Genomic DNA, 22,382 nt, shown 5'->3' on the forward strand with positions numbered 1-22,382 from the left:
GCCAAACACCGGCTTATTTTGTATGATGATTTAACTTTTCCAGCCTGAGGATCGCATCCCATGACTTTATCGATCGGACTTGTTGCCCACGACCGTCGAAAACGCGAAATGGCAGATTGGCTGGAAACCCATAAGGCACAGTTCACGGGCTCGCGGATTTTTGCAACCGGCACCACGGGTCGCGTTCTTCAGGAACGGTTTCCCGATCTTGATATTGTCGCCTTGAAAAGCGGGCCCTTTGGTGGAGATCAGCAACTTGGATCGATGATTGCACATGGCGAATTGCAAGCAATGTTCTTTTTCACCGACCCGATGACGCCCCAACCCCATGATGTTGATGTGCGCGCCTTGATCCGGCTTGCCAACATGTATGAAGTTCCGATTGCGTGTAACCGCAGTACAGCCGACCTTCTGATCAGCAATCCGAATTTTGAAGAAATCTGCGAACAATATCGCGGTCATTCCCCAGAACAGGCTTTTGCCGATTACACCAATCGCAAGGTTTAGTGATTTACGCGCAGTTCAGTAAACCATCTTCCTGCAAGCGCCCGTAAGCCACACGTATTGTTTCATTGCTGAAGATGTTTCTTTTGTTCTCGTTCCAGCTGTTCATCTCTTTGATTACCATCTCAAGCGGATAGCAATTCTCATGATGTGCCAACCAATGAACAGAAGATAGCAGCTCCAGACCGTAAGGGCTTTCATAGCCCTGCACCAGTTTACCTAAACGATCAATAATACGATCTGCTGCATCGTTAGAATTAAGATACTCATCTGCAGCAGCATATCCGCTTGGTGTTACATGTGCCTGTCTATCGCCAGTTTGAAAACCGGCAATCATCTTATGATACTCAAAAGCGAGAAAAGCTTTCTTCAACGATTCTGAGTACGGTCCGTGCAAATTCCGTGAGAACTTCAGGTTAAAATTCACACCGGTAGCCTGCAAAAAATACACTATTTTTTGCAGCGAAATTCTATCGAATGATCCATCAAAATATCGCTCTAAGTCACCCAGACATTTGAGAAGCACTGCCCGCTCAAATGTCATTGCAAACTTAGGGTGACTATACTCCGGTTCATCGAACGCTTCTTTTGGATAAAATACCCGGACGTCAACATTTGAGACTTTCTCGAGCTTTTCGATGATTAACGGTTTTACATCAGACCAATCCAACCCGCCATTTCCGCATCCTAGCGGCGGAATCGCGATAGATTTTATGCCATAATTCTCAATCGCCTCGACGAGAGCATCCAAACCGCTCTCAACATAATCCAGCTTGGATTTAGCTCTCCAGTGATCTTTAGTCGGAAAATTGACCAAAAACCTCGGCCCATCTGTCGAGAAAAGTTGTTTTGTATCAAAAACAAAAACTTCGCCGGGCCTTAAGCCATTTGCAGAGCACAATTTTTTGTATTCTTTGTAGTTGTCTGGCCAACGCTTCTTAAACTCAAGAGCAACACCTTTTCCCATCACTCCGACACAGTTAACCGTGTTCACGAGAGCATCCACTGCCTCGGAAAACATGTCGCCTTTTTTGAATAAGATGGTCATTGGTAGTAGCATCCGGGTTTTACGTATATTGGGATGTTCCAAGCTGAGACATCCATCATATGATTGAGCTTATCTCTCATCACCTCTGATTTGACAATCAAGCAATCTATTAGACCAAGTGGGACTGCGGAACGAACCAAAAATTCAGCCATGCGCTTTTGGCTTCGTGTCATCCGTTCCGGTGGACGATCCATACTTTTGAACCATTGGCAAACACCATTATAACCAAGCTCTTCGATTCTACCTTTGTAAGGATACTCGTCAAACATATCCCAATGAACATGTGCTTCCAAACAATCTAAGTCACCACATAGAGTTGGCAATGGTGCATTTGAGTTTAAGGCGAAGTCACTAAAACAGAAATCCCGCCCGCTATCGCGGAAACTTTCAACCCTTGCAACCAGAAACACCCTATCATCTTCGCAAGCGGGCCCTAAATTATCGCCTGAGGGAGACATCAGCTCTACATTCCCCTTGGAAATTGTATACGTGAATGATGTAATCGGGGAAAAATAGAATGGTACGTAATCGTTAACAACACCGCCATCAGGCATCTGAAAAAGCGGACTTCCTCTTCGGTCAACGATACTCTGATAGGAAGCTTGATGACACAGCTGAGGCTTCTCGTGATTTTTTGAACGCACCTCTCCGTCAACCAAAAATATTTCGATATCTTGGTAGTACACTTGGCGAAAAATAAATCTATCCGGCAAATTAGACCCCAGAATTTTAGAAAAAATGACGTGACATCGCCACTTGTAATTACATTATCAAACAACCCACTGAAACCAACCATAGCAATTTCTAGGTCATTCTCTATATGAATCTCGCCTATGAACTGACCGCCGCCATCTTTCCGATCTTTGCCGCCATTCTGGTTGGGGCGGCACTAAAACGCTATCTGATCACCGGGGCGGATATCTGGGCCGGAATTGATCGGCTGACCTATTATCTATTGCTGCCGTCGCTTTTGATTGTCGAGATTTACCGGGCGGATTTCTCAAGCGGTAATGCTGGTACAGCTGTTACCGTCACTCTGTTTGCGACCCTTGGTCTGTCAGCAGTATTGTTGCTGTTGCGCCCAGTGATTACACGCAATACACCCCTGTTCACGTCGATTTTCCAAGGATCAGTTCGCTATAACAGCTATGTGCTGCTCGCCGTTGCCGATGCGTTTTACGGCAGTGCGGGGCTTGCACTGGCCATTGTCTTTATCGCTGTGATGGTGATTGCCACCAATATGCTCGGTGTTGTGGTTCTAAGCGCGTTTAGCGGGGGCAAAAGCAACCTGAAACGCATCTTGGGCGGGATTGTCAAAAACCCGATCATTCTGGCTGCCGGGGCCGGGGCCGTCCTGAATATCAGTGATATTCACGTGCCGGTTCCAATCGAAAATACGGCGGCTCTGTTCAAGACCGCAGCCTTGCCGCTTAGCCTGCTGTCCGTTGGGGCCGGATTGCGCTTTGTGCTGGATAAGCAGGCGTTAGGCGCCATTGCATTGGCCACCACCATCAAGCTTGCCGTCCTGCCGCTGATTACCGGCGTTTGCCTGTATCTGGCCGGTATCGATGGCATGGTTTTGGCCATGGGGGTTCTGTATGCTGGCATGCCGTGTGCTGGGAATGCCTATATCCTCGCACGTCAGTTGAATGGCGATCCCGATGCCATGGCGTCCATTATCACGCTTGAGACGTTACTCTCCGCCTTCAGCGTCGCTGTCATCGCCGGTGTATTGAGCATCAATTGAGGCGGCATGCGCGGCATACTCGCCGTCATAGCCACACGCCGCCAAACCAGCACGCATCAGTTCCGGCGGTGGGGCATCGACAATCACCGGATCACGTTCGGCATGGAACGGCACAGTGATTTGACGCGATAGCAACATCAACGTTGGTGGTTCGCCAAAGATCGGCGGTTCATCGCCACGCCCGTAGAACGGATCCCCAATCACCGGATGACCGATGTGGTCGAGGTGGACGCGCAGCTGATGGGTACGCCCGGTATGGGGTACAAGTTCCAGCCATGTGATATCGGCCCCATCGGCGTCCTTGCCACGCCCGAGCACCTTGTACTCGGTCTTGGACGGTTGGCCGTCTTCGTGGACCAGCATGGTCCAGCCGCTTTCATCGTTGGTTTTCCCAATCGGGGCATCAATGAAGCCATGATCATCGGCCATCGCACCACGCACCACCGCCCAATAGGATTTACCGATCAGTTTCTCGGTAAACAGGCGGGTGATTTTTTTCGATGATTTTGGATGACGGCACAGCAACAGGCAGCCCGCCGTATCACGGTCCAGCCGATGGGCCAAAGTTGGTTCGGGCTGAATGCCAAATTTCAAATCAGGCAAATAGGCATCGACATGGAAATAGGTCTTCGGCCCACCATGAGACGCCAGTCCCGGCGGCTTGTTCAGCACTATGATGTTTGAATCACGATGCAATACATGCGCGATGAGGTCTTCGGCGATCGGGTGAAGCATGGCGTGGCCTTTCATATCTGCCCCTGCTTTACCCCATCCAGACATTTGCAGCAATGATCATGACGTTTGATCCACACTCCCCTGATGTGCGTAACAAGAAGAGATCACCAATACCGTGTGACACTAACATTTGTCGGGAAACGCCATGATTGCGATCCGAAAAACTTTGCCTGCCTCTTTGACTGTTGCCACGATCAGTCTCCTGACCGGGCTGCTGATCAGCGCCAATGCCCGTGCTGATGACATTGCCGGGCCAAATGCAACAGGGAAGGTTGCGGAAATCTCAGCACTGACGTCTGCATTTGACAGTCCACAGACCTGTCGGAACTTTGACCCGATTGAGCGGTACGGCAATGAACTGCGGTTTCAGATCCGGCGTAATGATGCCCCGGTCGGCAGTCACATCGTCCAATTCCATCGCTTCACCGACGGCATTCAGGTCGTCGCCCAAAGTAACATCGATATCTCCTTCCTTGGCTTTAACGCATACAGTTTCCGCTACCGATCTGAAAGCCTGTGGCAGGATGGCAAACTTGCAGCACTTTCGGTCAAGGTTGACGATGATGGCGAACAGACAACAATCAACGCGAAACAAGACAACGGACAGTTGCTGGTAACCGGCCCTGACGGTGAAAAGGATCTTCCCGCCGGGGTTTTCCCAACAGACCACTGGAACTGTGGTGTTTTAAACAGCACATCTGTTCTCAACACGCTGACCGGCAATGCCAACGATGTGACAATTCAGGCCAAAGACCGCGAACAACTGCGCACGACCAGCGGGACACTCATGGCAACGCATTTCACCTATAGCGGCGATCTCATCACCAACGCATGGTACGATCAGGACGGTCGCTGGGTCGGGTTGCAGTTTGAGGCAAATGATGGATCGACCATCATCTATCGCTGCATGAATTGTATGACCAGAACCGGACAAAAGGATCGGGGATGATAAAAAGCTTCAAAACCATCTGGATTGTCGGCGCATCTGCCGGCATTGGCGCGACCTTAGCGGAAAAATTCCAGAATTGCCCAACAGATGCCGACCAAAAAGTCATCATTTCGGCGCGAAATGCAGACTCCTTGCAAAAACTGGCAGACGACAAACCCGACATGAAAGCCGTGCCGCTAGACATCACCGATGTCGATGCAGTCAAGGCGGCCGTGGAGGCAATCGAAGATGAGTTTGGTCTGCCTGACCTGGTCGTTCTGGCAGCGGGTATCTATTCACCAATGGCGGTTGGCGCATTTAGTGCTGCAACCATCAAGGATCACGTTGAAACCAACTATATGGGCATCGTGAATTGTCTGGAGCCGTTATTGGCCAAAATGCGTGCCCGCAAATCGGGCGAGATCGCGGTTATGGCATCTGTTGCCGGATATCGCGGGCTGCCAAATGCCGGGGCCTATGGCCCGACCAAGGCGGCATTGATCAATTTGTGTGAAACACTACATGCCGAGCTGGAAGGAAGTGGCGTTTTATTGCGTCTGGTCAATCCGGGTTTTGTCAAAACGCGCCTGACCGAAAAGAATGATTTCGACATGCCCCATTTACAAACACCGCAGCAGGCTGCCGATTTCATGTATCGTGAGCTCTGTGAAAGCAATGATTTTGAAATCGCTTTTCCACCGGCTTTTGTGCGTCAGTTAAAACTTGCGCGTATTTTGCCCTATCGGATCTATTTCAAACTGATGCGCAAAATGGTGAAAAAATGACCGACACAACCGACCGTCAACGCCACTTGGTCGCGGCCTATAGTGCTTATTATGAAAACCTGTCGCCTGACACTGTCGATCAGTTATCAAGCATGGTCACGGCCGACTTCGCGTTCACAGATCCGTTTACAACCGTGCGCGGCCCCGACAAGGTTTGTGCCTATTTGGCCAAAACCTTTAGCGAAACCGAAAACCCAAAATTTGACGTCACACACACGGCCTTTGACGGTGATATGGCTTTTCTGCGCTGGACATTTAGCGCAAGAATGCGGGTGATTGGTCAGTGGGATATCACCGGGATGACAGCGCTAACATTCAATGAAGACAAAAGCTTACTAACATCGCATGTCGATCATTGGGATGCCTCGCAAAACTTCTATGCCAAAATCCCGGTACTAGGTTGGTTTATTCGGCGGCTTGCACGGCGGGTTGCGGCTTTGTAAAGAACAGCGTCACTTCGCCAATCTCAAACCCCCACTTTTTCACCCGAGCACGGTTGACCAGAACGCCGTCGGGTTGCAAAAACATCCAGTCATCAAAACTCACCCGCCACGACCCGTCACCTACTTTTAAATCCATGTCGTATGACCAGTTAAGCGCATTGCCATACTGACTGCCGATGGCATCGCCAATAATGTCGTCCGCCTGACCCTGATAGGAATGATCGCCTGTTTTGCGAATGGTCCAGACGCGCTGGTCTTTTTCGCCGTCGTCATAGAGAAACCGCTCGTCGAGTGTCAGAACATCGTTTTCGATGGTCCCGGTGATGTCGACGGTAAATTGACGGCGCAATTTCCCAAACCGATCCTCAAAAATCCCCCAGGCCCGGCTTTCGCCTTCGAAATAGTCGAACACATCGAAGCGGGGTTGTTTTTGCGCAAAATCCTGCGGTTTCATCGACCCACATCCGGTTAGCACCACGATAAAGAACAGCACCATAGAATTTCGCAGCATCAGCTTGCTCCTGTTGTTTTTAAAGACCCAAGATCAAACGTTGCGGCGTAACAGGCGCCGACGAATGGCAACCTGATGTGATGCGTCCAACGGAAAACCCCACATCATCCCGATTGCTCCTGCTTTCAATACGATAGGGATCACCGCATAGATCAGCACTAGAACAATCAATGCCAAAGAATTATCAGAACGCCCCTCGGTCAAACCAAACGCCCCCAGAATGGGCAGGGCAATGCCCGCAGCCAACGCCATGGCAAGCTTGTTGGTCATGTTCCAAAGTGCAAACAAAAGGGCCGTGCGGCGCTTACCAAACCGGAAGCGATCCCAGTCATCAACGTCGGCCTGAATGGCGGGCGGCAAGGCGAGATCTGCCCCCAATGCCGCCCCGGTAAAAATACAAATCACGGCAAAGCCAATCGCATCCCCGGCATCAAGCATAGGGACAAACATAAACGCCACGATCGCAAGCACCATTGCGGCACACCAGATGCGGTGTTTCCCCATCCGGGCGGCCAAGGCCACCCACAGCGGAATGGCAAAGATGGCGGCAGCAAAATAAAGCAGGATCAGAAGGTTTTCGGTTTCCTGATCAAGTTTGAGGTAGTAGCGCACAAAAAGCGGGAAGCAGACCGCAGGCAACCCGGCCGCCAGACCATTGATCATCCATGCAGACAAAAGACGTACGAACAAACCGTTCTGACGCAGGCTTCTGATACCAAGGCGCACTGTAGCCTGAAGGCTGTCAGGATTGCCGCCATCAGATGTTCTATGCTGCGCAACACGGTCAGGAACCCGCCAGATCATAAGGGCAATAAAGATCGCCCCAAGAATGATTGTCACGATGGCAAGCGTTTCAATTTCACCCGCCCGACTGGAATGGGTCATCACAACGGGTATTCCGCCCGCAAGGACAATGCCCAGCAATCCCGCCCCTTCGCGCATGGCGGTTATTGAGGTCCGTTTTTTATAATCACCGGAAAGATCTGCCCCCCACGCAAGATAGGGCACCTGAAACAAGGTCCAGCCAAGAAACAGGATACTGGCCCATAAGAACAAGTAACCCGCACTCGGGCTTGGCGGCGGTGTAAACAGGAACCAAAGCCCGATGCCCGCAACCACCGCACCGATGCCGACCCATATTTTGCGTTGGCCACTACGGTCCGAAAGCCACCCCGCCAGCGGATCTGTCATCATGTCGATAATGCGCACCAACAATAAAACAGCACCCGTGATGCCAAGCCCAATGCCAAGATCGTCGCCATAGTAGCTTGGCAACAACACGTAAGCCGGAATTGTCGGCACGGCTGCCGCCATCGCCGGAAGTGCATATAAAACCGATGAAAGTTTGCTGGTATCAGGATGGGACATTGTTGGGGTGCTCAATCACAAACAAACCAACGTTGATCGAACCCTGCTCGAACCCGGTTTCGCAATAGGCGAGGTAATATTCCCACATGCGTTTAAACCGCTCGTCAAACCCCTGTTTGGAGATGTCCTGCCATGCGTGTTGGAAACGGCGATGCCATTCAGCCAAGGTGCGGGCATAGGACTGGCCAAAGAATTCAGAATGTTGCAAATACAGGCCAGCATCATTCACCGCTTTGACCAGTGCGGTCGGGGACGGCAACATGCCGCCCGGGAAGATATAGCGCTGAATGAAATCAGCCCCCTTGCGGTAGGTTTCAAACCGGTCATCATCAATTGTGATGATCTGCAAAACTGCCTTGCCGCCGGGGCGCAGTCGTTTTCGGATCATGTCGAAATAGTTTGGCCAGTGTTCTTCGCCAACGGCCTCGAACATCTCAATCGAAACAATTTTGTCGAATTTTCCGTCCTGTTCACGGTAATCGCGCAGGACAATGTCGGTGCGGTCATTAAGACCCTGCATCAAAAGACGGCGGCGGGCATAGCCATGCTGTTCGTTCGATAAGGTCAAACCGGTCACATTGCAGCGATATTTCGCCGCTGCCAGTTCGGCAAACCCACCCCAGCCACAGCCAACCTCAAGTACCGTTTCACCCGGTTGAAGACGCGCCAAATCGCAAATACGTTCGTATTTCGCATCCTGGGATGCTTCAAGCGTCACGTCGGATTTCGTGTAATAGCCTGATGAATAGGTCATGCCCGGATCAAGCCACGCCTCGTAAAACCGGTTACCCAGATCGTAGTGATAGGAAATGTTGCGTTTTGAGCCTTCAAGCGTGTTGCTATTGCGTAAATGGCCTAGGCGGGCAATCGTGCGCGACAAGAAACCACCCGCGAGCCGGGCCTGAACGATGGCCTCATTGAGCATCGCAACACGCATCAGACGGGTAATGTCCGGGCTGCTCCAGCCACCATCCATGTAAGCTTCGGCAAAGGCAACGTCACCCCCCGTTGCCAACCGGCGCAGAGCATCCCAACGGTGGACCTGAATAACGGCCTGAAGGTCGGTTTCCTGTTCGCCGGTAAAATGCAGACTTCCGCCATCTGGCAAAATGGTCGTCAGTCGACCGTAATGCAGATGCGCAAGAACATGGCGTAGCATCGATTTCAAAATACTGCGACTGCCGGTCATGCTGCCAAGCATCGGGACGAGACGATCACGCAGGGGATTACCAAAAACAGAAGCAGTACGATTGCGGTTGGGCATTTCTTGTTATCTCTTTCCTGCTTGGGCCGCCTTCGTCCCAGTTGCCAGCACGTATGTCACCGGATGTGATGGTGGGGCTGGTCGTTTGTGGAATGTCATCCCTTTGCGCCACAGAAGGAGGGCCTCCCAATGGATTCCCGCGACAACTTTTAATGTCATCAGCGGATAACGGATGAACGCTCCTAATAGTTTACGGTCAGACAATTCATTTCGATCACCCGCAAACACCGCATTTAGAAACGCACCCTTGGCATCGGTTTCGCGAATGCCAAGGGCAACATTGTCGCCCGGCATACGAATGCGGAAATGATAATCGGCCTCCATATCGATAAAGGGCGATACATAAAATCCCTTGGCACAGGACTGACGAAGCACACCGTTTTTATCGATATCTTTTTCCCCGACCGGGATCAGATAGCTATGGCGATCACCAAAGGTGTTTGACACTTCATAGATCACCGCCCCCACCGATCCATCAGACCGGTGACAAAAGTAAACAGACAGCGGATTAAACACGAACCCCAGCAATCGCGGATAACACAGCAACTCGATCTTGTGCGTGCAGTCACCCAGATCATTGGCGGTTAAAACCGTCTCAAGCCGGGTGCGCAAATCGGTTTTTGCGCCTGCTGCTGTGCCGCCGCCTTTGATGCTGCCATGATCGCTATCGTGAAATGAAAACAGGTTGAACCGATTGCGGCTGAACAATCGAAGTCGCGCCGCGATATCGTCGATTTCATCAAGATCAAGCAGGAAGGAAAACACCCGATACCGCAATTTATGCTTTTTGGGGCGCAGGCGGTGATGGGTGACGACACCCTCATATAAGGCAGAGGCAAATTTTTGTGTCATGCGGCCTCGCTGCCATGCACAGCGGCACGTTCGGCAACGTGAATGCGCCCGCTTTCATTTTCGACCGTCCAGGGGCGGCGTACGTTACCAAGGGCCTCGGCAACCGCAAGGCCCGACTGAAGGCCATCTTCATGGAAGCCATAGCCAAAGTAACTGCCGCAATACCAGATGTTATCCACCCCCTGTATCGACCACAGGTCTTTCTGGGCGGCCATCGCACCGGCATCAAACAACGGATGATCATACAGGAAGGACCGGATGACACTTCCGTCACGCGGATGCTGGGCCGGGTTCAGTGTGACGAAAAGCGGTTTGGCGTCATCAAGGTGCTGTAAACGGTTCATCCAATAGGTCACGCAGACTTTTTGTTCACCATCCTGTTCTTCAGCCAGATAATTCCAGCTTGACCAAACCTTGTGATTTTTTGGCATCAGGCTTTCATCGTCATGCAGGATCGCCAGATTACGTTCGTACTTGAAGGCCGACAGCAACCCACGCACCCTTGGGTCCGGGACATCTTGCAGTGCCAGCGCCTGATCGCCGTGGCAGGCCAGAACAACGTGGTCATATTCATCACGTTTGCCGTATCGGTCTTCGACATATGCCCCGCCCGATGCGGTGCGCCCGACCTTTGCAATCGCACGATCAAGAACAACACCGCCGGAAATACCCGCGGTCATGCGTTTTACATATTCACGCGATCCACCAACAACCGTGCGCCATTGCGGGCGGTCCTTGATTTGCAGAAGCCCGTGATTTTGACAAAATCGCACGAAAGCCGCCAGAGGATAGGCCATCATGGTATCAACCGGTGTTGACCAGATCGCGGCCCCCATGGGCAAAAGGTGATCGTTGATGAAGGACTGCGAGTACTTATTGTCACGCAGATAATCGCCAAGACTGGTTGTTTCTGCGGTGCCATCCTCAAGTGCGGCCGGGGCTTCACGGTAAAACCGTAAAATGTCACGCACCATTTTCCAAAAACGCGGGCGCAAAATATTGCGTTTTTGCGCAAATAGCGCGGTCAAATCTGCCCCGCCATATTCAAGACCACCATTCTCCATGGAGGCGGCAAACGACATATCGGTTTCGGTCGTTTTCACATCAAGATAGTCAAACAATGCGCAAAGATTGGGGTAGCAACGGGTGTTATAAACAATAAAACCGGTATCAACCGGCGTATCCCCGGCATCAACAGTGTTGGAATGGCCGCCGGGGCGGTCATCCTTTTCATATAACGTCACATTATGGGACTGGCTTAACAGCCACGCGGCGGAAAGCCCGGATATACCCGACCCGACAACCGCTATATTTAGTTTCCCCGACGTGACGTTGTTCATATGCGTTTGGCCCGCTTGCAGTGTTATGATTAAAACTACATATAAATACGCAAGACACCAAGTTCTGGATCACTTGTTCATTTGCCTCAACCAAGTTTGTAAGTGACTGGCAAAAAACGTATAATTCGCAGTGATCCGATAGTTCGCGGCCGCCGTAAGATTTTGCATGATGAACATGATCTTGGCGCGGCCCCAAGGGGGACCTGAAACCAGAATGAGCGGCACCGTTACCAAACGCCCCGGTCCGGCCGACCCGGCCGAGGCAAAGAAATGTGCCGATTGGATCGTTTCCGTTGCGGCGATACGTGACCGGGAGGCATTTGCGTGTCTGTTCGCGCATTTTGCCCCACGGGTGAAAGCGTACATGTTCCGGTTTGGTGGCAATTCCGAAACCGCTGAAGAACTGGCACAGGAAGCAATGATGCAGGTTTGGCGCAAAGCACACCTGTTTGATCCCTCAAAGGCCGCCGCAAGTACATGGATCTTCACAATCGCCAGGAACCTTCGCATTGACAGGTTCCGGCAACGCAAACATATCGAGGTTGATGATTCTGACACGGCATTGATTGTTGATACGGACCCGCTGGCAGACGAAGTTGTCAGCCGAGATGAGCACGCGGTCCTTGTCAAAGCTGCAATGGAAGAATTACCAACCGACCAAAAGATCGTTGTTGAATTGTCGTTTTTTGAAGATTGCTCGCACAGCGAAATTGCTGAACGCCTTGATATCCCGCTCGGAACGGTAAAATCCCGATTGCGGTTGGCACTTGGCAAGATGCGTGGCGGACTGGAAGATCTCGCATGAATATTAAACATCATCCAACAGACCAAACCTTGATGGATTACGCCAGTGGCACGATGTCGCAGGCGATGGAACTTCTTGTGGCAACGCACATGACCGTGTGCCCGCACTGCCGCGACAAAGTTGCCGAATTTGAAACCATGGGTGGGGCTGTTCTTGAAAATGTGACCCGCATGGAAATGGCCGATCATTCGCTTGATCACGTGATGGCAATGCTCGAACGTGAAACCGCCAATGAAAACCCGGCAGTGCAAGAATTACCAATGACGCGCAGGATTGCCGTTGGGGAAAGCATCACCGGCAGTGCCATGCCGTCCATCCCCACACCATTGGTCAAGTTTTTGCCTGACAACGTGCTGTCACTTGAAGATGTGCCGTGGAAGACGCTTGCACCGGGCGTTAAGCATTTTCAGCTGAAATCGGTCGAGAGCAAAGGCACGGTACGCCTGATGAAAATCGCACCCGGCGTTTCGATCCCCGACCATGGTCACCACGGTCATGAAATGACCTTGCTGCTTAAAGGGTCCTATATCGATGATATCGGGCGGTTCCGGGCGGGTGATGTGGCCGATCTGGATGATGATGTTGATCATCAACCGATTGCCGATACTGCCGAAGAGTGCATTTGCCTGATTGCCACCGATGCCCCGATGAAATTCAGCGGATTTTTGCCAAAGCTGCTGCAACCTTTCTTTGGCATTTAAGGCACGATTACCAAATCCAACTGCGTCCCAACGCAGAAAGCCCCGTTGGCAAACTTGCCAGCGGAGCTTTTGTTTTAAAGCATGTTTGCGATTTTATTCCGCGGGCACCAGCCAGCTTGTTGTGTGATGCCCCGGTCCTGGCAGCTTGCATGTTTTTGCCAGCCAGCTTCCGATGACGTCAATATCCTGATCGAACTGCCACGGCGGATTGATCACCAAAAGTCCGGCCCCGCGCATGCGTCCTTTGGCCCCGCCATGGTCGGCGGCCAGTTCGGCGCATAAAACACCGCCTTGCGATTTGATCGCCCCAATCGATTTGCGAAGGTCTGCATCAAAGCCGTCTTCAAGGATCGGGTACCACAGCATAAAGGTGCCCGTCGGCCATTTATCCCATGCGTTTTGCAGGGAATTGGCCGCCCGTTGATAATCCTGTTTTACGTCGTAACTCGGATCCATCAGAACCAAACCACGCCGGATCGCGGGCGGCATCATGGCAACCAGTCCTTCGTATCCATCGCGTTTATGCAGATGAATGCGCGGATCGCGTTTCACCCGGTGATACAGGGTTTCGTTTTCACGCGGATGGAGTTCCATCAGAACCAGTTCGTCTTCATCACGCAGCATTTCGCGCACAATAAACGGTGATCCCGGATAGAACGGACCGGCATATTCATCCGTGTCCCGCACGCCATACTCGCGCCCGTGGGCAATCGGATCAAAGCGGCTCACATGATCCATGTAGTCTTGCAGAATTTCAGGCGCGTTTTTGCCCGTCTGTGCGGCACCAATACCACCATGCCACTCGCCGGTTTTGGCCGCCTGGTCGCTGCCAAGGTCATACCATCCCGAACCGGCATGGGTATCAATCACGCAGAACGGTTTTTTCTTTTTGCGCAGATGCGTCAAGATCAACCAAAGGGCCGCATGCTTGTGCAAATCGGCAAAATTTCCGGCGTGATAGCCATGCAGATAACTCAGCATCGCGGCTTATCCTTTCTTCGGACGTGACCGGTGGCGACCGGGTTTCTGGGATTTGGATTTGTTTAGCACGGCATCCGCCTTGCCACCCGATTGATGTTTGCGCGGCGGCTTGGCCGATCCGGGGGACAGGCGGCGATGGGTTGCCGGCGGTGCATCAACCTCGATCACGCGATGTTCGCCCGGCGCAATGCCTTCAAGCGTCCAGTCCCCAATTGCATGCCTGATCAGGCGCAAGGTTGGAAAACCAACCGCTGCGGTCATGCGGCGCACTTGCCGATTACGACCTTCTGCAATGGTCAGCTCAATCCAGCTTGTCGGGATTTCTTTGCGATAGCGCACCGGTGGATCGCGTTCCCAAAGATTTGCCGGTTCATCAATCCGGCGCACCTTTGCCGGAAGTGTCATGCCGTCTTTAAGCTCAACCCCGTCGCGCAGCGCATCAAGGGCCGCATCTGTCGGTTCACCATCGACCTGCACCAGATAGGTTTTCGGTTTTTTGTATTTGGGGTGGGCAATCTGCGCATTGAGCGGCCCATTGTCCGTCAGCAACAACAAACCTTCGCTGTCACGATCAAGGCGGCCGGCGGCATAGACACCGGGCTGTTTGATATAGTCAGCCAATGTCGATCGGCCGTTTTCACGGTCGGTAAACTGGGTCAGAACACCATACGGCTTGTTAAAAAGGATCAGCTGCGCCATGGCGCGCATAAAACCAGCTTTGCGGCGGCTGTCAACACATCCCCACGTGCCAAATGCCAATTTGTCGGCAAAGGATCACGTTTCAGCCCACCGCGAAACTCGCAAACATCAGTCGCGGATCAGATATTCCATCGTGGTCACAACTCGAACGGTTTTATTGATCTGGCTGGCTTCGTTCATGTTGGGTGCGCCGTCGGCTGCCAAAATCTGAAACAGTCCCTGTGTTGCGCGGCGAATCCCGCCCAACTGACCACCAGAGTCGGCGGCAAACTGCGCGGCGGCTTCGCGGGCGTTGGCGGTCGCGGCGGCAATCATTTCGGGTTTGACGTCATTAAGCCCGGTAAACATGTAACTTGGGCCGGGGTTATAGCCCTGCCCACCCAGAACGATCCCGCCCTGAAGCAGTTTGCCGATATCCTGAGATGCGGCAACAACCGCCTTCACATCCTCAGTCCGGACCTGAATGGTTTGATTGACGATATAGCGGCTTTCAATCGGGCCAGAACGATATGACTGGGCGAGCTGATCGGTAACCTGAAGGTTTTGCAGTTCGGTCATTTCCTTTGAAATGCCGTGGCTTGCCAGAAAATCGATCAGCGTTTTGGTATCGGCCTCAATTTTCGCCTGCGCTGTCTGAAGCACATCATCGGTTGCAACAAAGGTGATTGGCCAGACCGCCCGGTCGGCCTGTACATCCTGTTCCGCCAATCCCTTAACAGTGACATAGCGATCAAGCGATCGCATGTTTGCGATACCGTTACCAACAAACCACCCCGCCCCGGCAATTGCCACACCAACGATCACGGCGGCGACGACCTTGACCAAACCAGACGACTGAACCATAACTTTGCCTCTTCCCAATCAAATGCGCACCGAAATGTATTATATCTGCGCAAATCATACCTTTAATTATGATCTATCAACATAAAAAGCGGCAACAGAGAGGCAGTGTATTCGCCGGAAATTCATCATAAAAGCAGAATTTGAATGCATTCAAAAACTATCGCATTCTTTGATTGCCCATGATAAAAGCGCCGCATACCGTCAGGGGTAGGATATACTGCCCCGTCAGAATCACACGTCACAAGAGGTCCCCATGCTGCGTTCGGAAATCAACGCCTGCATCGAGCATGCAAAAGAACTTTACGCGTCCATTTCCTTTAAACTTCCTGTTTGGGGCCATTACAGCCCGGACCAGTGGGCCGCAGAACCCGATCTGGCAAAATGGTGCCGCGGGCATCAGATGGGCTGGGACGTGACGGATTATGGCGAAGGCAATTTTGCCAAGCGCGGTTTGATCCTGTTTTGCCTGCGCAATGGCATCCTGCGTCAACCCGGCGAAGTACCCTATGCCGAAAAAATCATGATTGTCGGTGAGGATCAGGAATGCCCATGGCATTACCATAAGGTCAAAATGGAAGACATCATTGTGCGCGGCGGCGGCAACCTTGTGATTGAGCTTTGCAACCTGACCGAAGATGGTCAGATGGACCGGGTAAATGACGTACAGGTGCGCACCGATGGTAAGCTCAACATCCTGCCTGCAGGTGGCAAGGTTGTTCTGGAACCGGGGCAAAGCGTGACCCTGCCGCGGACCCTTGTGCATCGCTTTTACGGCGAAGTTGGCAAAGGCCCGGTTATTGTCGGCGAAGTTTCGCAGGTTAATGATGATCTTGCCGATAACTATTTCTTTGATTGTGATGCGCGCTTTACCAAGATCGAAGAAGACGTCGCACCAATCCACCCACTTTGGAATGAACTGCCTGCGCAGTAAGACCGCCTCATAGAGCAAGCAAACAAAAGCCCCGCAATTTTTCTTTGCGGGGCTTTTGCGTTTTCAGTCGGTCCGATGGCCGTGCCACACTGCTGTTTATTCAGCAGGCGGCAGGTCATTTTTGTCGCCAAGAATTTCGTTAAACTCCGGCATGTCACGCAGGGGTTCGAATTCTTCTTCTGTCCAGGCCGGTTGACGCATGGATTCAGAAAGTTCGATCGCACGCTGCAAATCGGCAAGTGCGGCTTCGCGGAAACCAAGTCCGGCATTTGCGCAGGCCCGTTGATAGTGGCCATTGGCACTTCCGGGTTCTTCGGCCAGCAACCGATTGCACAGGCTCAGTGCCCAGTCGCGATCACCAAGTTGAAGGGCGGCATCTGCCTTATAGGCCATGACTTCCGGATCGCCCGGTGCCAGTTCAAGGATCTTGTCATAAGTTTCGATTTTTGAACGCGGGTTCGTGACCTGATTGGCTTGCAGCCACAGTGCATGGATTTCCTGTGTGCGTTCGATTTCGTGCTGATGCTCGTTGATCACCTTGGATTTCAAACGCAACTCATCCTCAAGCGAGGTCAGGCGTCGTTCGAATTCTTCAGACAAACGCTGCAATTCCGTATTGGCAAGATTGCGCACGCTTGATTTCAACTCGCGAAGCGACTGCCAGCCCAGCATGGTCAGAAGCGCACCGACAGCAGCCACGAAATAAAAGAAATACGTCACGGTATTGGATGAATAGGAAATCGCCTTGTCGATGGCTTCAAGCTGCCGGTTGACGACTTCGCGCATCAATTCCGCGCGCATGCCCTGCATTTCAGTACGCAGGCTTTTCAGTTCATCAAGAACATAGCGTTCCATCAATGGCGGCATGTTGGTGCGTTCTTTGGCATCCACCGGGCTGAAATCGACATCTGGCACCGCATCGAATGCATCCCCCGACTTGGCATCCTCACGGGTTTCAGGCTCCGCCGTTTGGGCAAACCCCGGCTGTACGGCGAAAATGCCTGCCAATATCAAAAGTGATGCAACAAAAGTTGCCCGCCGTAAAGACAGTGTCACCATCCCCGTGTTCCTCTTTTTATGATTTGGTCACGTTACCCGCGTAACGCTTAGAATCCCATAGAAAGCGTTTCAAAAATGCAAACAGGTGTAGTCAAACAACCAAACTATGTTGCAGCATGATTGCAGCCTTGCATGTATGCGCACTGACAACGGGTACGTTTATCCGTATAAGCGGTTCGGTATTTAAAAATTCAAACGGGTCGGTTCTGCGTGAAAAATATTGATGTTCTTGTAGTCGGTGCGGGTGCTGCGGGCCTGATGTGTGCCATCGAAGCTGGCAAGCGCGGCCGGTCTGTTGTGGTGGTCGATCATTCCGACAAACCCGCCGAGAAAATCCGTATTTCCGGCGGGGGACGGTGCAATTTCACCAACATCCATACAAGCCCGGAAAACTTCCTGTCGCAGAACAAGCGGTTCTGTGTATCCGCCCTGAAACGCTATACCCAGCATGATTTCATCGAAATGGTGAACCATCATGAAATCAGCTGGCATGAAAAAACGTTGGGCCAGTTGTTCTGTGATGAAAGTTCGTTTCAGATCATCGATATGTTGCTTGATGAATGTGACGCCGCAGATGTCACTATTCGCCTGAACACGGAAATTTCCAACATTATCCGCCGCGACGATGGCGGGTTTGACGTAACAACACGCACGGGCGCGCAATGGACTTGTGCATCGCTTGTGGTGGCATGTGGCGGGCTTTCAATCCCGAAAATCGGGGCAACAGGATTTGGGTATCAAATTGCACGTCAGTTCGGATTAAACATCATCCCGACCCGGGCGGCTTTGGTGCCGCTGACGTTTGATCCTGAGTTGCGCGCGCAAATGGGTCAGTTATCGGGCATTTCGGTTGATGCGGTGGTTCAATGCAATAAAAAGCAATTCCGCGAAGGGTTGCTGTTCACCCATCGCGGCCTTTCAGGTCCATCCATTTTACAGATTTCATCTTATTGCGATGAAGGCGACGGGATTGTAGTGAACCTCAATCCCGAAGAAGACGCGTTTGATCTTTTGAAATCGGCCAAAAGTGAAACCCCGAAACAGGCCGTTCACACGGTGCTGTCGCGTATTTTGCCCAACCGTTTGGCGCAAATGATAACAGCGCGTCATGACCTTGAACGTCCGATTGGCGAAACCGGTGACAAGGCGCTTCGCAAGCTGGCAATGGATGTCAATCAGTGGGCTGTCATGCCAAATGGCACCGAAGGATACCGCACCGCCGAGGTGACGATTGGTGGGGTAGATACCAACGAACTGTCATCGAAAACCATGGAATGCCGCAGTGTGCCTGGCCTGTATTTCATCGGTGAAGTTGTTGATGTGACAGGGCATCTTGGCGGATTTAATTTCCAGTGGGCCTGGTCGTCTGGCTGGTCTGCCGGGCAGGTTGCCTGAGGTCGAAATTCGTTTACACACCCCAACCATTAGGCGCATATATAATGCGTGTGTTTCCTCGTGCGGGAACAAATAGAGTCCTTGGCCGTTTCATGATCAAGCGCGGTATCAAATAGCCGCAGCAACAAATTAATGAGGTTTGGACATGTTTGAATATGGTGGAATACTTGGTTTAATCATTTTGATCGCCGATATCTGGGCGGTCATTAATATTTTGGGCAGTGGTGCGAGCACCGGGTCGAAAGTTCTTTGGATTGTACTTGTTCTTGTTCTGCCGGTCCTGGGCCTGATCATCTGGCTGTTTGCCGGTCCGCGTAGCGGGCGCGCCTAAGCCCGCAAGATTTCAGCTGGAATTTAAAACCAGCATCTAAAACGACAAAGCCCGACAGTAAACTGTCGGGCTTTGTGCATTCTCAAATACCTGCCGCGAAAATCGCAATCGCACCAGACAGCGCAAGCCCAATCCGCACAATCAATGGCCGTGGTGATATCAGTCCATACGATATCGCGGTCAAACCAACAGCCACCTTCAGTCCTGCTGCAATCGCCCATACGGGGTCTGACCCAAGATCAATCAGGGATGCATTGGCCACCATCGCCAACGGCACGATATACAGCCCAATACCCAACGCCATTGCAGTGCCCGCAACCTTGAGCCAGTTTTCTTCGACCATGCCCGCAGCAATGAAAACCGCACCACAAACCGGTGGTGTGATGGTCGACAAAAGTGCGAACCAGAAAACAAACAGATGTGCCTGCAAAGGATCAAGGCCAAGCTCGATCAAGGCAGGACCGGCAACCGAAACGCAGATCACATAGGCCGCTGTTGTTGGCACTTCCATGCCCAAAATCAAACAGGCCAATGCGGTCAGAAGCAAAGCTGGCCAGAGCATCCCGCCAGAGCCCGACAAAAGCAGCGATGTGATTTTCACCCCAAGTCCGGTTAGCCCAAGCACACCAATCACAATCGATGCACATAGAATGATCGAGCCGATCATCGCCACCTGACGCCCCGCATTAAGACAGACATCGGTGAAACGGTCCTTCGTGCGCGCCAGATCAAACGACAGATTTCCATCCAAGAACAGCAATACCGCCCCGACAACAAGGGCCAGACAGGCCGAATATTGCGGCGTGTAGCCCCCACCAAACATACCCCAAAGCAGAATGGTGAAGGGGACGAGGAAAAAGCACGACGTGATGATAACCGCGCGCATGGTTGGTCGGTCTTCCTTTGGCACACCGGGAAGATCAAACCGCATGGCAAAGGCGTTAATCCCGACCCATACCGCAAGGAAATAGAGGAATGCCGGCAAGGTCGCGGCAACCATGATATCGACATAGGGTCGCCCGGTGAGTTCAACCATGACAAAGGCACCTGCCCCCATCAAAGGTGGCATGATCTGCCCGCCAGAAGACGCCACTGCCTCAACCGCGGCCGCAAGGCGTTTGGGATACCCAAGCCGCGTCATGGCGGGCAAAGTAATCGCACCAGTTGACGCCACGTTGGCCGATGCCGATCCCGAAATGGAGCCAAACAGAGCAGATGAAATAACCGATACTTTTGCCGCACCGCCCTTAAGACGGCCCGCCGCCGCACCGGCAACATTTATGAATCCCTGCCCGGCTTCGCCAGCATTTAGGACCGCACCGAAAATCACAAAAATCGCAACAATGCTGACCGATACACCGGTCAGGCTGCCCCAAAGACCGCCTTCGGCAATGGTCAATGTGCCCAGCATGCTTTCAACCGGAAGCCCCGCATGGCCAAATTCGCCCGGAACATATTCGCCAAACAGCGCGTAAAGCAATGCAATGCCCGCAACCATCGGCAACGGCCAGCCAATGGCGCGGCGTGCCATTTCCAGAACAATCCCCAAAAGGGCGACGGCAATGGCGATCTGGGTATTGCCCATCAGGAAACCATACTGATCAGCAAGACTGCCATGATTCAAAACAATCCAGCCACACCCGATCAGGCCAATCACAGTCAGGATCACGCCTGATATATTTTGCGCCCGTGTTTTGGCAACAAAGATCAGTGCCCATGGCAAAGCAAGCGCCATATGGATCGGACGGCTGACAAGATTGGGGACGAGGCCGGAAAAAATCAACCAAAGGTGAAATGCAATCGAAATTGCACCAAGCATAATCCAGATGGGGCGAGAAATGGCCGACATGTTTATTCAGTTTGTTGGATAAAGAAGGGCCCGGCAGGTACGCCGGGCCTGTTATGTTTTATGGGTAATCAGGTGTTAGCGCTGATCATCGCGGACCGGGAAACCGGCCTCGGCATAATAACGCAATGCACCGGGATGAATTTTGCCCGCGATATTGCCCAGCATGTCAGGGGCAACACCATTCCACCACGATGAGCTTTCACCCATTTTGGCTTTTTGCTCCCAGAATGTCTTGGTCAACTGATAGGCGGTTTCGTCTTCCATCTCGGTCGTTGCAAAGGCAACAACCGACAGCGAAGCGGTTGTGATGTCTTCGTCCTGACCGCTATAGGTGCCAGCTGGAATAACCGTTTTGTCGCGTTTGGTCAGCGCAAGTTGCTCATCGGAAAGTGACAGGACATTGACGTCGGTTCCGGCCGCTGCTTCGATCACGTTCGGCGCAGGCCAGGAGCCCGCGGTAACGAAACCATCAATCTGACCGTTTTTAAGTGCGGCAACCGCGTTGGAAAGTTCGGCATCGGCCAGCTCAACCTTACCGCCAAGACCAAACAGATCGAGGTATTTTTCACCTTCTTTCGCGCCGAAGGACCCTTTGCCCAGAAGGATGGTTTTGCCTTCAAGACCAGCGAAGTCCGTCGCACCGGAATCACTGCGCATTACAAAATGCATGGTCAGGGACGGGATCGGGAACAGGGCACGAACGGCTTCGAATTTTTCCGTCGGGCGCCCTTCAAACGGGCCTTTGCTGTTTTGTGCCAGTCCGACCAAACCGGGTGGGGAGGTAAACACATAGTTGCCCGAACGGACCATGGCTTCCATGACGTTCTGAACCGAACCCTGGCTTTCTTCAACCGTAATAATCACGTCACCATTGGTGCCGGTTTTCATCGCTTCGGAAAGCTGTGCGGCCATCTGGTAATAGGATGACGCAGCTTTGGCTGATTTCAGGGTGACACGGGTTTCGGCCTGTACGGCAGACGCCGCAGACAGTGCCATGATACCGGCGGTAATTACGCCAAGTGTACGCAGAATGTTCAAGGCTTCCTCCCCTTGTATGAGCAGTCCGCTTGTCGGCTTTGAATGCCGAACTTGGCAGCGAACCTTTCGTTGGTGGCAATAAGTGCAAAATACAGCCCCGTTTCAGGAGCGTTTTGGCAAAAATGACCCAAATTCACGGCCATAGAAAGCATGAAGTACATGAAGGTCAAGCTGCTTATGCGATTTCGCAGCCTGTCAGAGATGTAAACCTTACGCCAAACGGGT

At 52.2% G+C, this 22,382-nt stretch carries 24 protein-coding genes; 10 read left to right on the forward strand and 14 right to left on the reverse strand.

Annotation, left to right across the window (positions count from 1 at the left end):
- Nucleotides 1-60 precede the first annotated feature (60 nt).
- A complete protein-coding gene (locus tag K355_RS0108720; RefSeq protein WP_022731745.1) occupies nt 61-507 on the forward strand; it encodes a methylglyoxal synthase in 447 nt (148 codons plus the stop codon).
- A gap of 4 nt (nt 508-511) precedes the next feature.
- Here K355_RS0108720 and darG read toward each other — a convergent pair whose 3' ends face one another.
- Nucleotides 512-1,552 (reverse strand): type II toxin-antitoxin system antitoxin DNA ADP-ribosyl glycohydrolase DarG, encoded by a 1,041-nt coding sequence (gene darG / locus K355_RS0108725; protein WP_022731746.1) that lies wholly within the window; start codon nt 1,550-1,552, stop codon nt 512-514.
- Nucleotides 1,549-2,265 (reverse strand): DUF4433 domain-containing protein, encoded by a 717-nt coding sequence (locus K355_RS23565; RefSeq protein WP_033368692.1) that lies wholly within the window; start codon nt 2,263-2,265, stop codon nt 1,549-1,551. Before K355_RS23565 ends, darG begins: the two co-directional genes overlap by 4 nt.
- Nucleotides 2,266-2,372: 107 nt before the next feature.
- On the opposite strand from K355_RS23565, the gene K355_RS0108735 reads away from it, so the two are divergent.
- Nucleotides 2,373-3,299 carry an AEC family transporter gene (locus K355_RS0108735; RefSeq protein WP_022731748.1) on the forward strand — a complete coding sequence of 309 codons (927 nt, stop codon included), beginning with the start codon at nt 2,373-2,375 and terminating at the stop codon, nt 3,297-3,299.
- Here K355_RS0108735 and K355_RS0108740 read toward each other — a convergent pair.
- Nucleotides 3,246-4,034 (reverse strand): RluA family pseudouridine synthase, encoded by a 789-nt coding sequence (locus K355_RS0108740; RefSeq protein WP_033368761.1) that lies wholly within the window; start codon nt 4,032-4,034, stop codon nt 3,246-3,248. The two genes, K355_RS0108735 and K355_RS0108740, sit on opposite strands and share 54 nt — an antisense overlap.
- A gap of 145 nt (nt 4,035-4,179) precedes the next feature.
- Between K355_RS0108740 and K355_RS0108745 the strand changes: the two genes are divergently transcribed.
- The 3 genes from K355_RS0108745 to K355_RS0108755 are packed head-to-tail and all read left to right on the forward strand — an operon-like array spanning nt 4,180 to nt 6,190.
- Entirely contained in the window at nt 4,180-4,983 is an 804-nt protein-coding gene (locus K355_RS0108745; RefSeq protein WP_022731750.1) for a DUF6134 family protein, read from the forward strand.
- The gene (locus K355_RS0108750; RefSeq protein ID WP_022731751.1) at nt 4,980-5,747 is read left to right on the forward strand and encodes an SDR family NAD(P)-dependent oxidoreductase; all 768 of its coding nucleotides are present in this window, start codon (nt 4,980-4,982) and stop codon (nt 5,745-5,747) included. The genes K355_RS0108745 and K355_RS0108750 overlap by 4 nt, the downstream gene beginning before the upstream one ends.
- Nucleotides 5,744-6,190, forward strand: coding sequence for a nuclear transport factor 2 family protein (locus K355_RS0108755; RefSeq protein WP_022731752.1), 447 nt, complete (start codon nt 5,744-5,746; stop codon nt 6,188-6,190). Before K355_RS0108750 ends, K355_RS0108755 begins: the two co-directional genes overlap by 4 nt.
- Here K355_RS0108755 and K355_RS0108760 read toward each other — a convergent pair.
- The 5 genes from K355_RS0108760 to K355_RS0108780 are packed head-to-tail and all read right to left on the reverse strand — an operon-like array spanning nt 6,153 to nt 11,525.
- Nucleotides 6,153-6,701: a DUF3833 domain-containing protein gene (locus K355_RS0108760; protein WP_022731753.1), complete on the reverse strand. Its 549-nt coding sequence runs from the start codon at nt 6,699-6,701 to the stop codon at nt 6,153-6,155. The two genes, K355_RS0108755 and K355_RS0108760, sit on opposite strands and share 38 nt — an antisense overlap.
- 33 nt (nt 6,702-6,734) lie before the next feature.
- A complete protein-coding gene (locus K355_RS0108765; RefSeq protein WP_022731754.1) occupies nt 6,735-8,069 on the reverse strand; it encodes an MFS transporter in 1,335 nt (444 codons plus the stop codon).
- Nucleotides 8,056-9,333, reverse strand: a complete 1,278-nt coding sequence (locus K355_RS23570; RefSeq protein WP_022731755.1) for an SAM-dependent methyltransferase — start codon at nt 9,331-9,333, stop codon at nt 8,056-8,058. Before K355_RS23570 ends, K355_RS0108765 begins: the two co-directional genes overlap by 14 nt.
- A gap of 6 nt (nt 9,334-9,339) precedes the next feature.
- The gene (locus tag K355_RS0108775) at nt 9,340-10,185 is read right to left on the reverse strand and encodes a DUF1365 domain-containing protein (RefSeq protein ID WP_022731756.1); all 846 of its coding nucleotides are present in this window, start codon (nt 10,183-10,185) and stop codon (nt 9,340-9,342) included.
- Complete coding sequence (locus tag K355_RS0108780; protein ID WP_022731757.1) at nt 10,182-11,525, reverse strand: NAD(P)/FAD-dependent oxidoreductase; 1,344 nt, start codon at nt 11,523-11,525, stop codon at nt 10,182-10,184. Before K355_RS0108780 ends, K355_RS0108775 begins: the two co-directional genes overlap by 4 nt.
- Before the next feature lie 214 nt (nt 11,526-11,739).
- Here K355_RS0108780 and K355_RS0108785 point away from each other — a divergent pair, with 214 nt between their 5' ends.
- Together K355_RS0108785 and K355_RS0108790 are read left to right on the forward strand one after the other, a co-directional pair.
- Entirely contained in the window at nt 11,740-12,330 is a 591-nt protein-coding gene (locus K355_RS0108785; protein ID WP_022731758.1) for a sigma-70 family RNA polymerase sigma factor, read from the forward strand.
- Nucleotides 12,327-13,031 (forward strand): ChrR family anti-sigma-E factor, encoded by a 705-nt coding sequence (locus tag K355_RS0108790; RefSeq protein ID WP_022731759.1) that lies wholly within the window; start codon nt 12,327-12,329, stop codon nt 13,029-13,031. Before K355_RS0108785 ends, K355_RS0108790 begins: the two co-directional genes overlap by 4 nt.
- 93 nt (nt 13,032-13,124) lie before the next feature.
- Here K355_RS0108790 and K355_RS0108795 read toward each other — a convergent pair whose 3' ends face one another.
- The 3 genes from K355_RS0108795 to K355_RS0108805 all read right to left on the reverse strand — a co-directional run bounded on the left by K355_RS0108795 (nt 13,125) and on the right by K355_RS0108805 (nt 15,554).
- Nucleotides 13,125-14,012, reverse strand: coding sequence for a 23S rRNA (adenine(2030)-N(6))-methyltransferase RlmJ (locus K355_RS0108795; protein WP_022731760.1), 888 nt, complete (start codon nt 14,010-14,012; stop codon nt 13,125-13,127).
- A gap of 6 nt (nt 14,013-14,018) precedes the next feature.
- Complete coding sequence (locus K355_RS23575) at nt 14,019-14,711, reverse strand: rRNA large subunit pseudouridine synthase E (RefSeq protein ID WP_081649491.1); 693 nt, start codon at nt 14,709-14,711, stop codon at nt 14,019-14,021.
- 108 nt (nt 14,712-14,819) lie between these two features.
- Nucleotides 14,820-15,554: an SIMPL domain-containing protein gene (locus K355_RS0108805; RefSeq protein ID WP_022731762.1), complete on the reverse strand. Its 735-nt coding sequence runs from the start codon at nt 15,552-15,554 to the stop codon at nt 14,820-14,822.
- Between the two features lie 253 nt (nt 15,555-15,807).
- Between K355_RS0108805 and K355_RS0108810 the strand changes: the two genes are divergently transcribed.
- Nucleotides 15,808-16,485 (forward strand): D-lyxose/D-mannose family sugar isomerase, encoded by a 678-nt coding sequence (locus K355_RS0108810; RefSeq protein WP_022731763.1) that lies wholly within the window; start codon nt 15,808-15,810, stop codon nt 16,483-16,485.
- A 96-nt stretch (nt 16,486-16,581) separates the two neighbouring features.
- Here the strand turns inward: K355_RS0108810 and K355_RS0108815 are convergent, their stop codons facing one another.
- The gene (locus K355_RS0108815; RefSeq protein WP_022731764.1) at nt 16,582-17,544 is read right to left on the reverse strand and encodes a TPR end-of-group domain-containing protein; all 963 of its coding nucleotides are present in this window, start codon (nt 17,542-17,544) and stop codon (nt 16,582-16,584) included.
- 210 nt (nt 17,545-17,754) lie between these two features.
- On the opposite strand from K355_RS0108815, the gene K355_RS0108820 reads away from it, so the two are divergent.
- Together K355_RS0108820 and K355_RS0108825 are read left to right on the forward strand one after the other, a co-directional pair.
- Nucleotides 17,755-18,939 carry a BaiN/RdsA family NAD(P)/FAD-dependent oxidoreductase gene (locus K355_RS0108820; RefSeq protein ID WP_022731765.1) on the forward strand — a complete coding sequence of 395 codons (1,185 nt, stop codon included), beginning with the start codon at nt 17,755-17,757 and terminating at the stop codon, nt 18,937-18,939.
- Nucleotides 18,940-19,084: 145 nt separating this feature from the next.
- Nucleotides 19,085-19,270 (forward strand): PLDc N-terminal domain-containing protein, encoded by a 186-nt coding sequence (locus tag K355_RS0108825; RefSeq protein WP_022731766.1) that lies wholly within the window; start codon nt 19,085-19,087, stop codon nt 19,268-19,270.
- A gap of 82 nt (nt 19,271-19,352) precedes the next feature.
- On the opposite strand, the gene K355_RS0108830 is transcribed toward K355_RS0108825, so the two are convergent.
- Complete coding sequence (locus tag K355_RS0108830) at nt 19,353-21,119, reverse strand: TRAP transporter permease (protein ID WP_022731767.1); 1,767 nt, start codon at nt 21,117-21,119, stop codon at nt 19,353-19,355.
- Nucleotides 21,120-21,194: 75 nt separating this feature from the next.
- Nucleotides 21,195-22,157 (reverse strand): TAXI family TRAP transporter solute-binding subunit, encoded by a 963-nt coding sequence (locus K355_RS0108835; protein WP_022731768.1) that lies wholly within the window; start codon nt 22,155-22,157, stop codon nt 21,195-21,197.
- Nucleotides 22,158-22,382: the final 225 nt, after the last annotated feature.

The sequence above is a fragment of the Thalassospira lucentensis MCCC 1A00383 = DSM 14000 genome (genome assembly GCF_000421265.1).
GTDB classification, from domain to species: Bacteria; Pseudomonadota; Alphaproteobacteria; order Rhodospirillales; family Thalassospiraceae; genus Thalassospira; species Thalassospira lucentensis.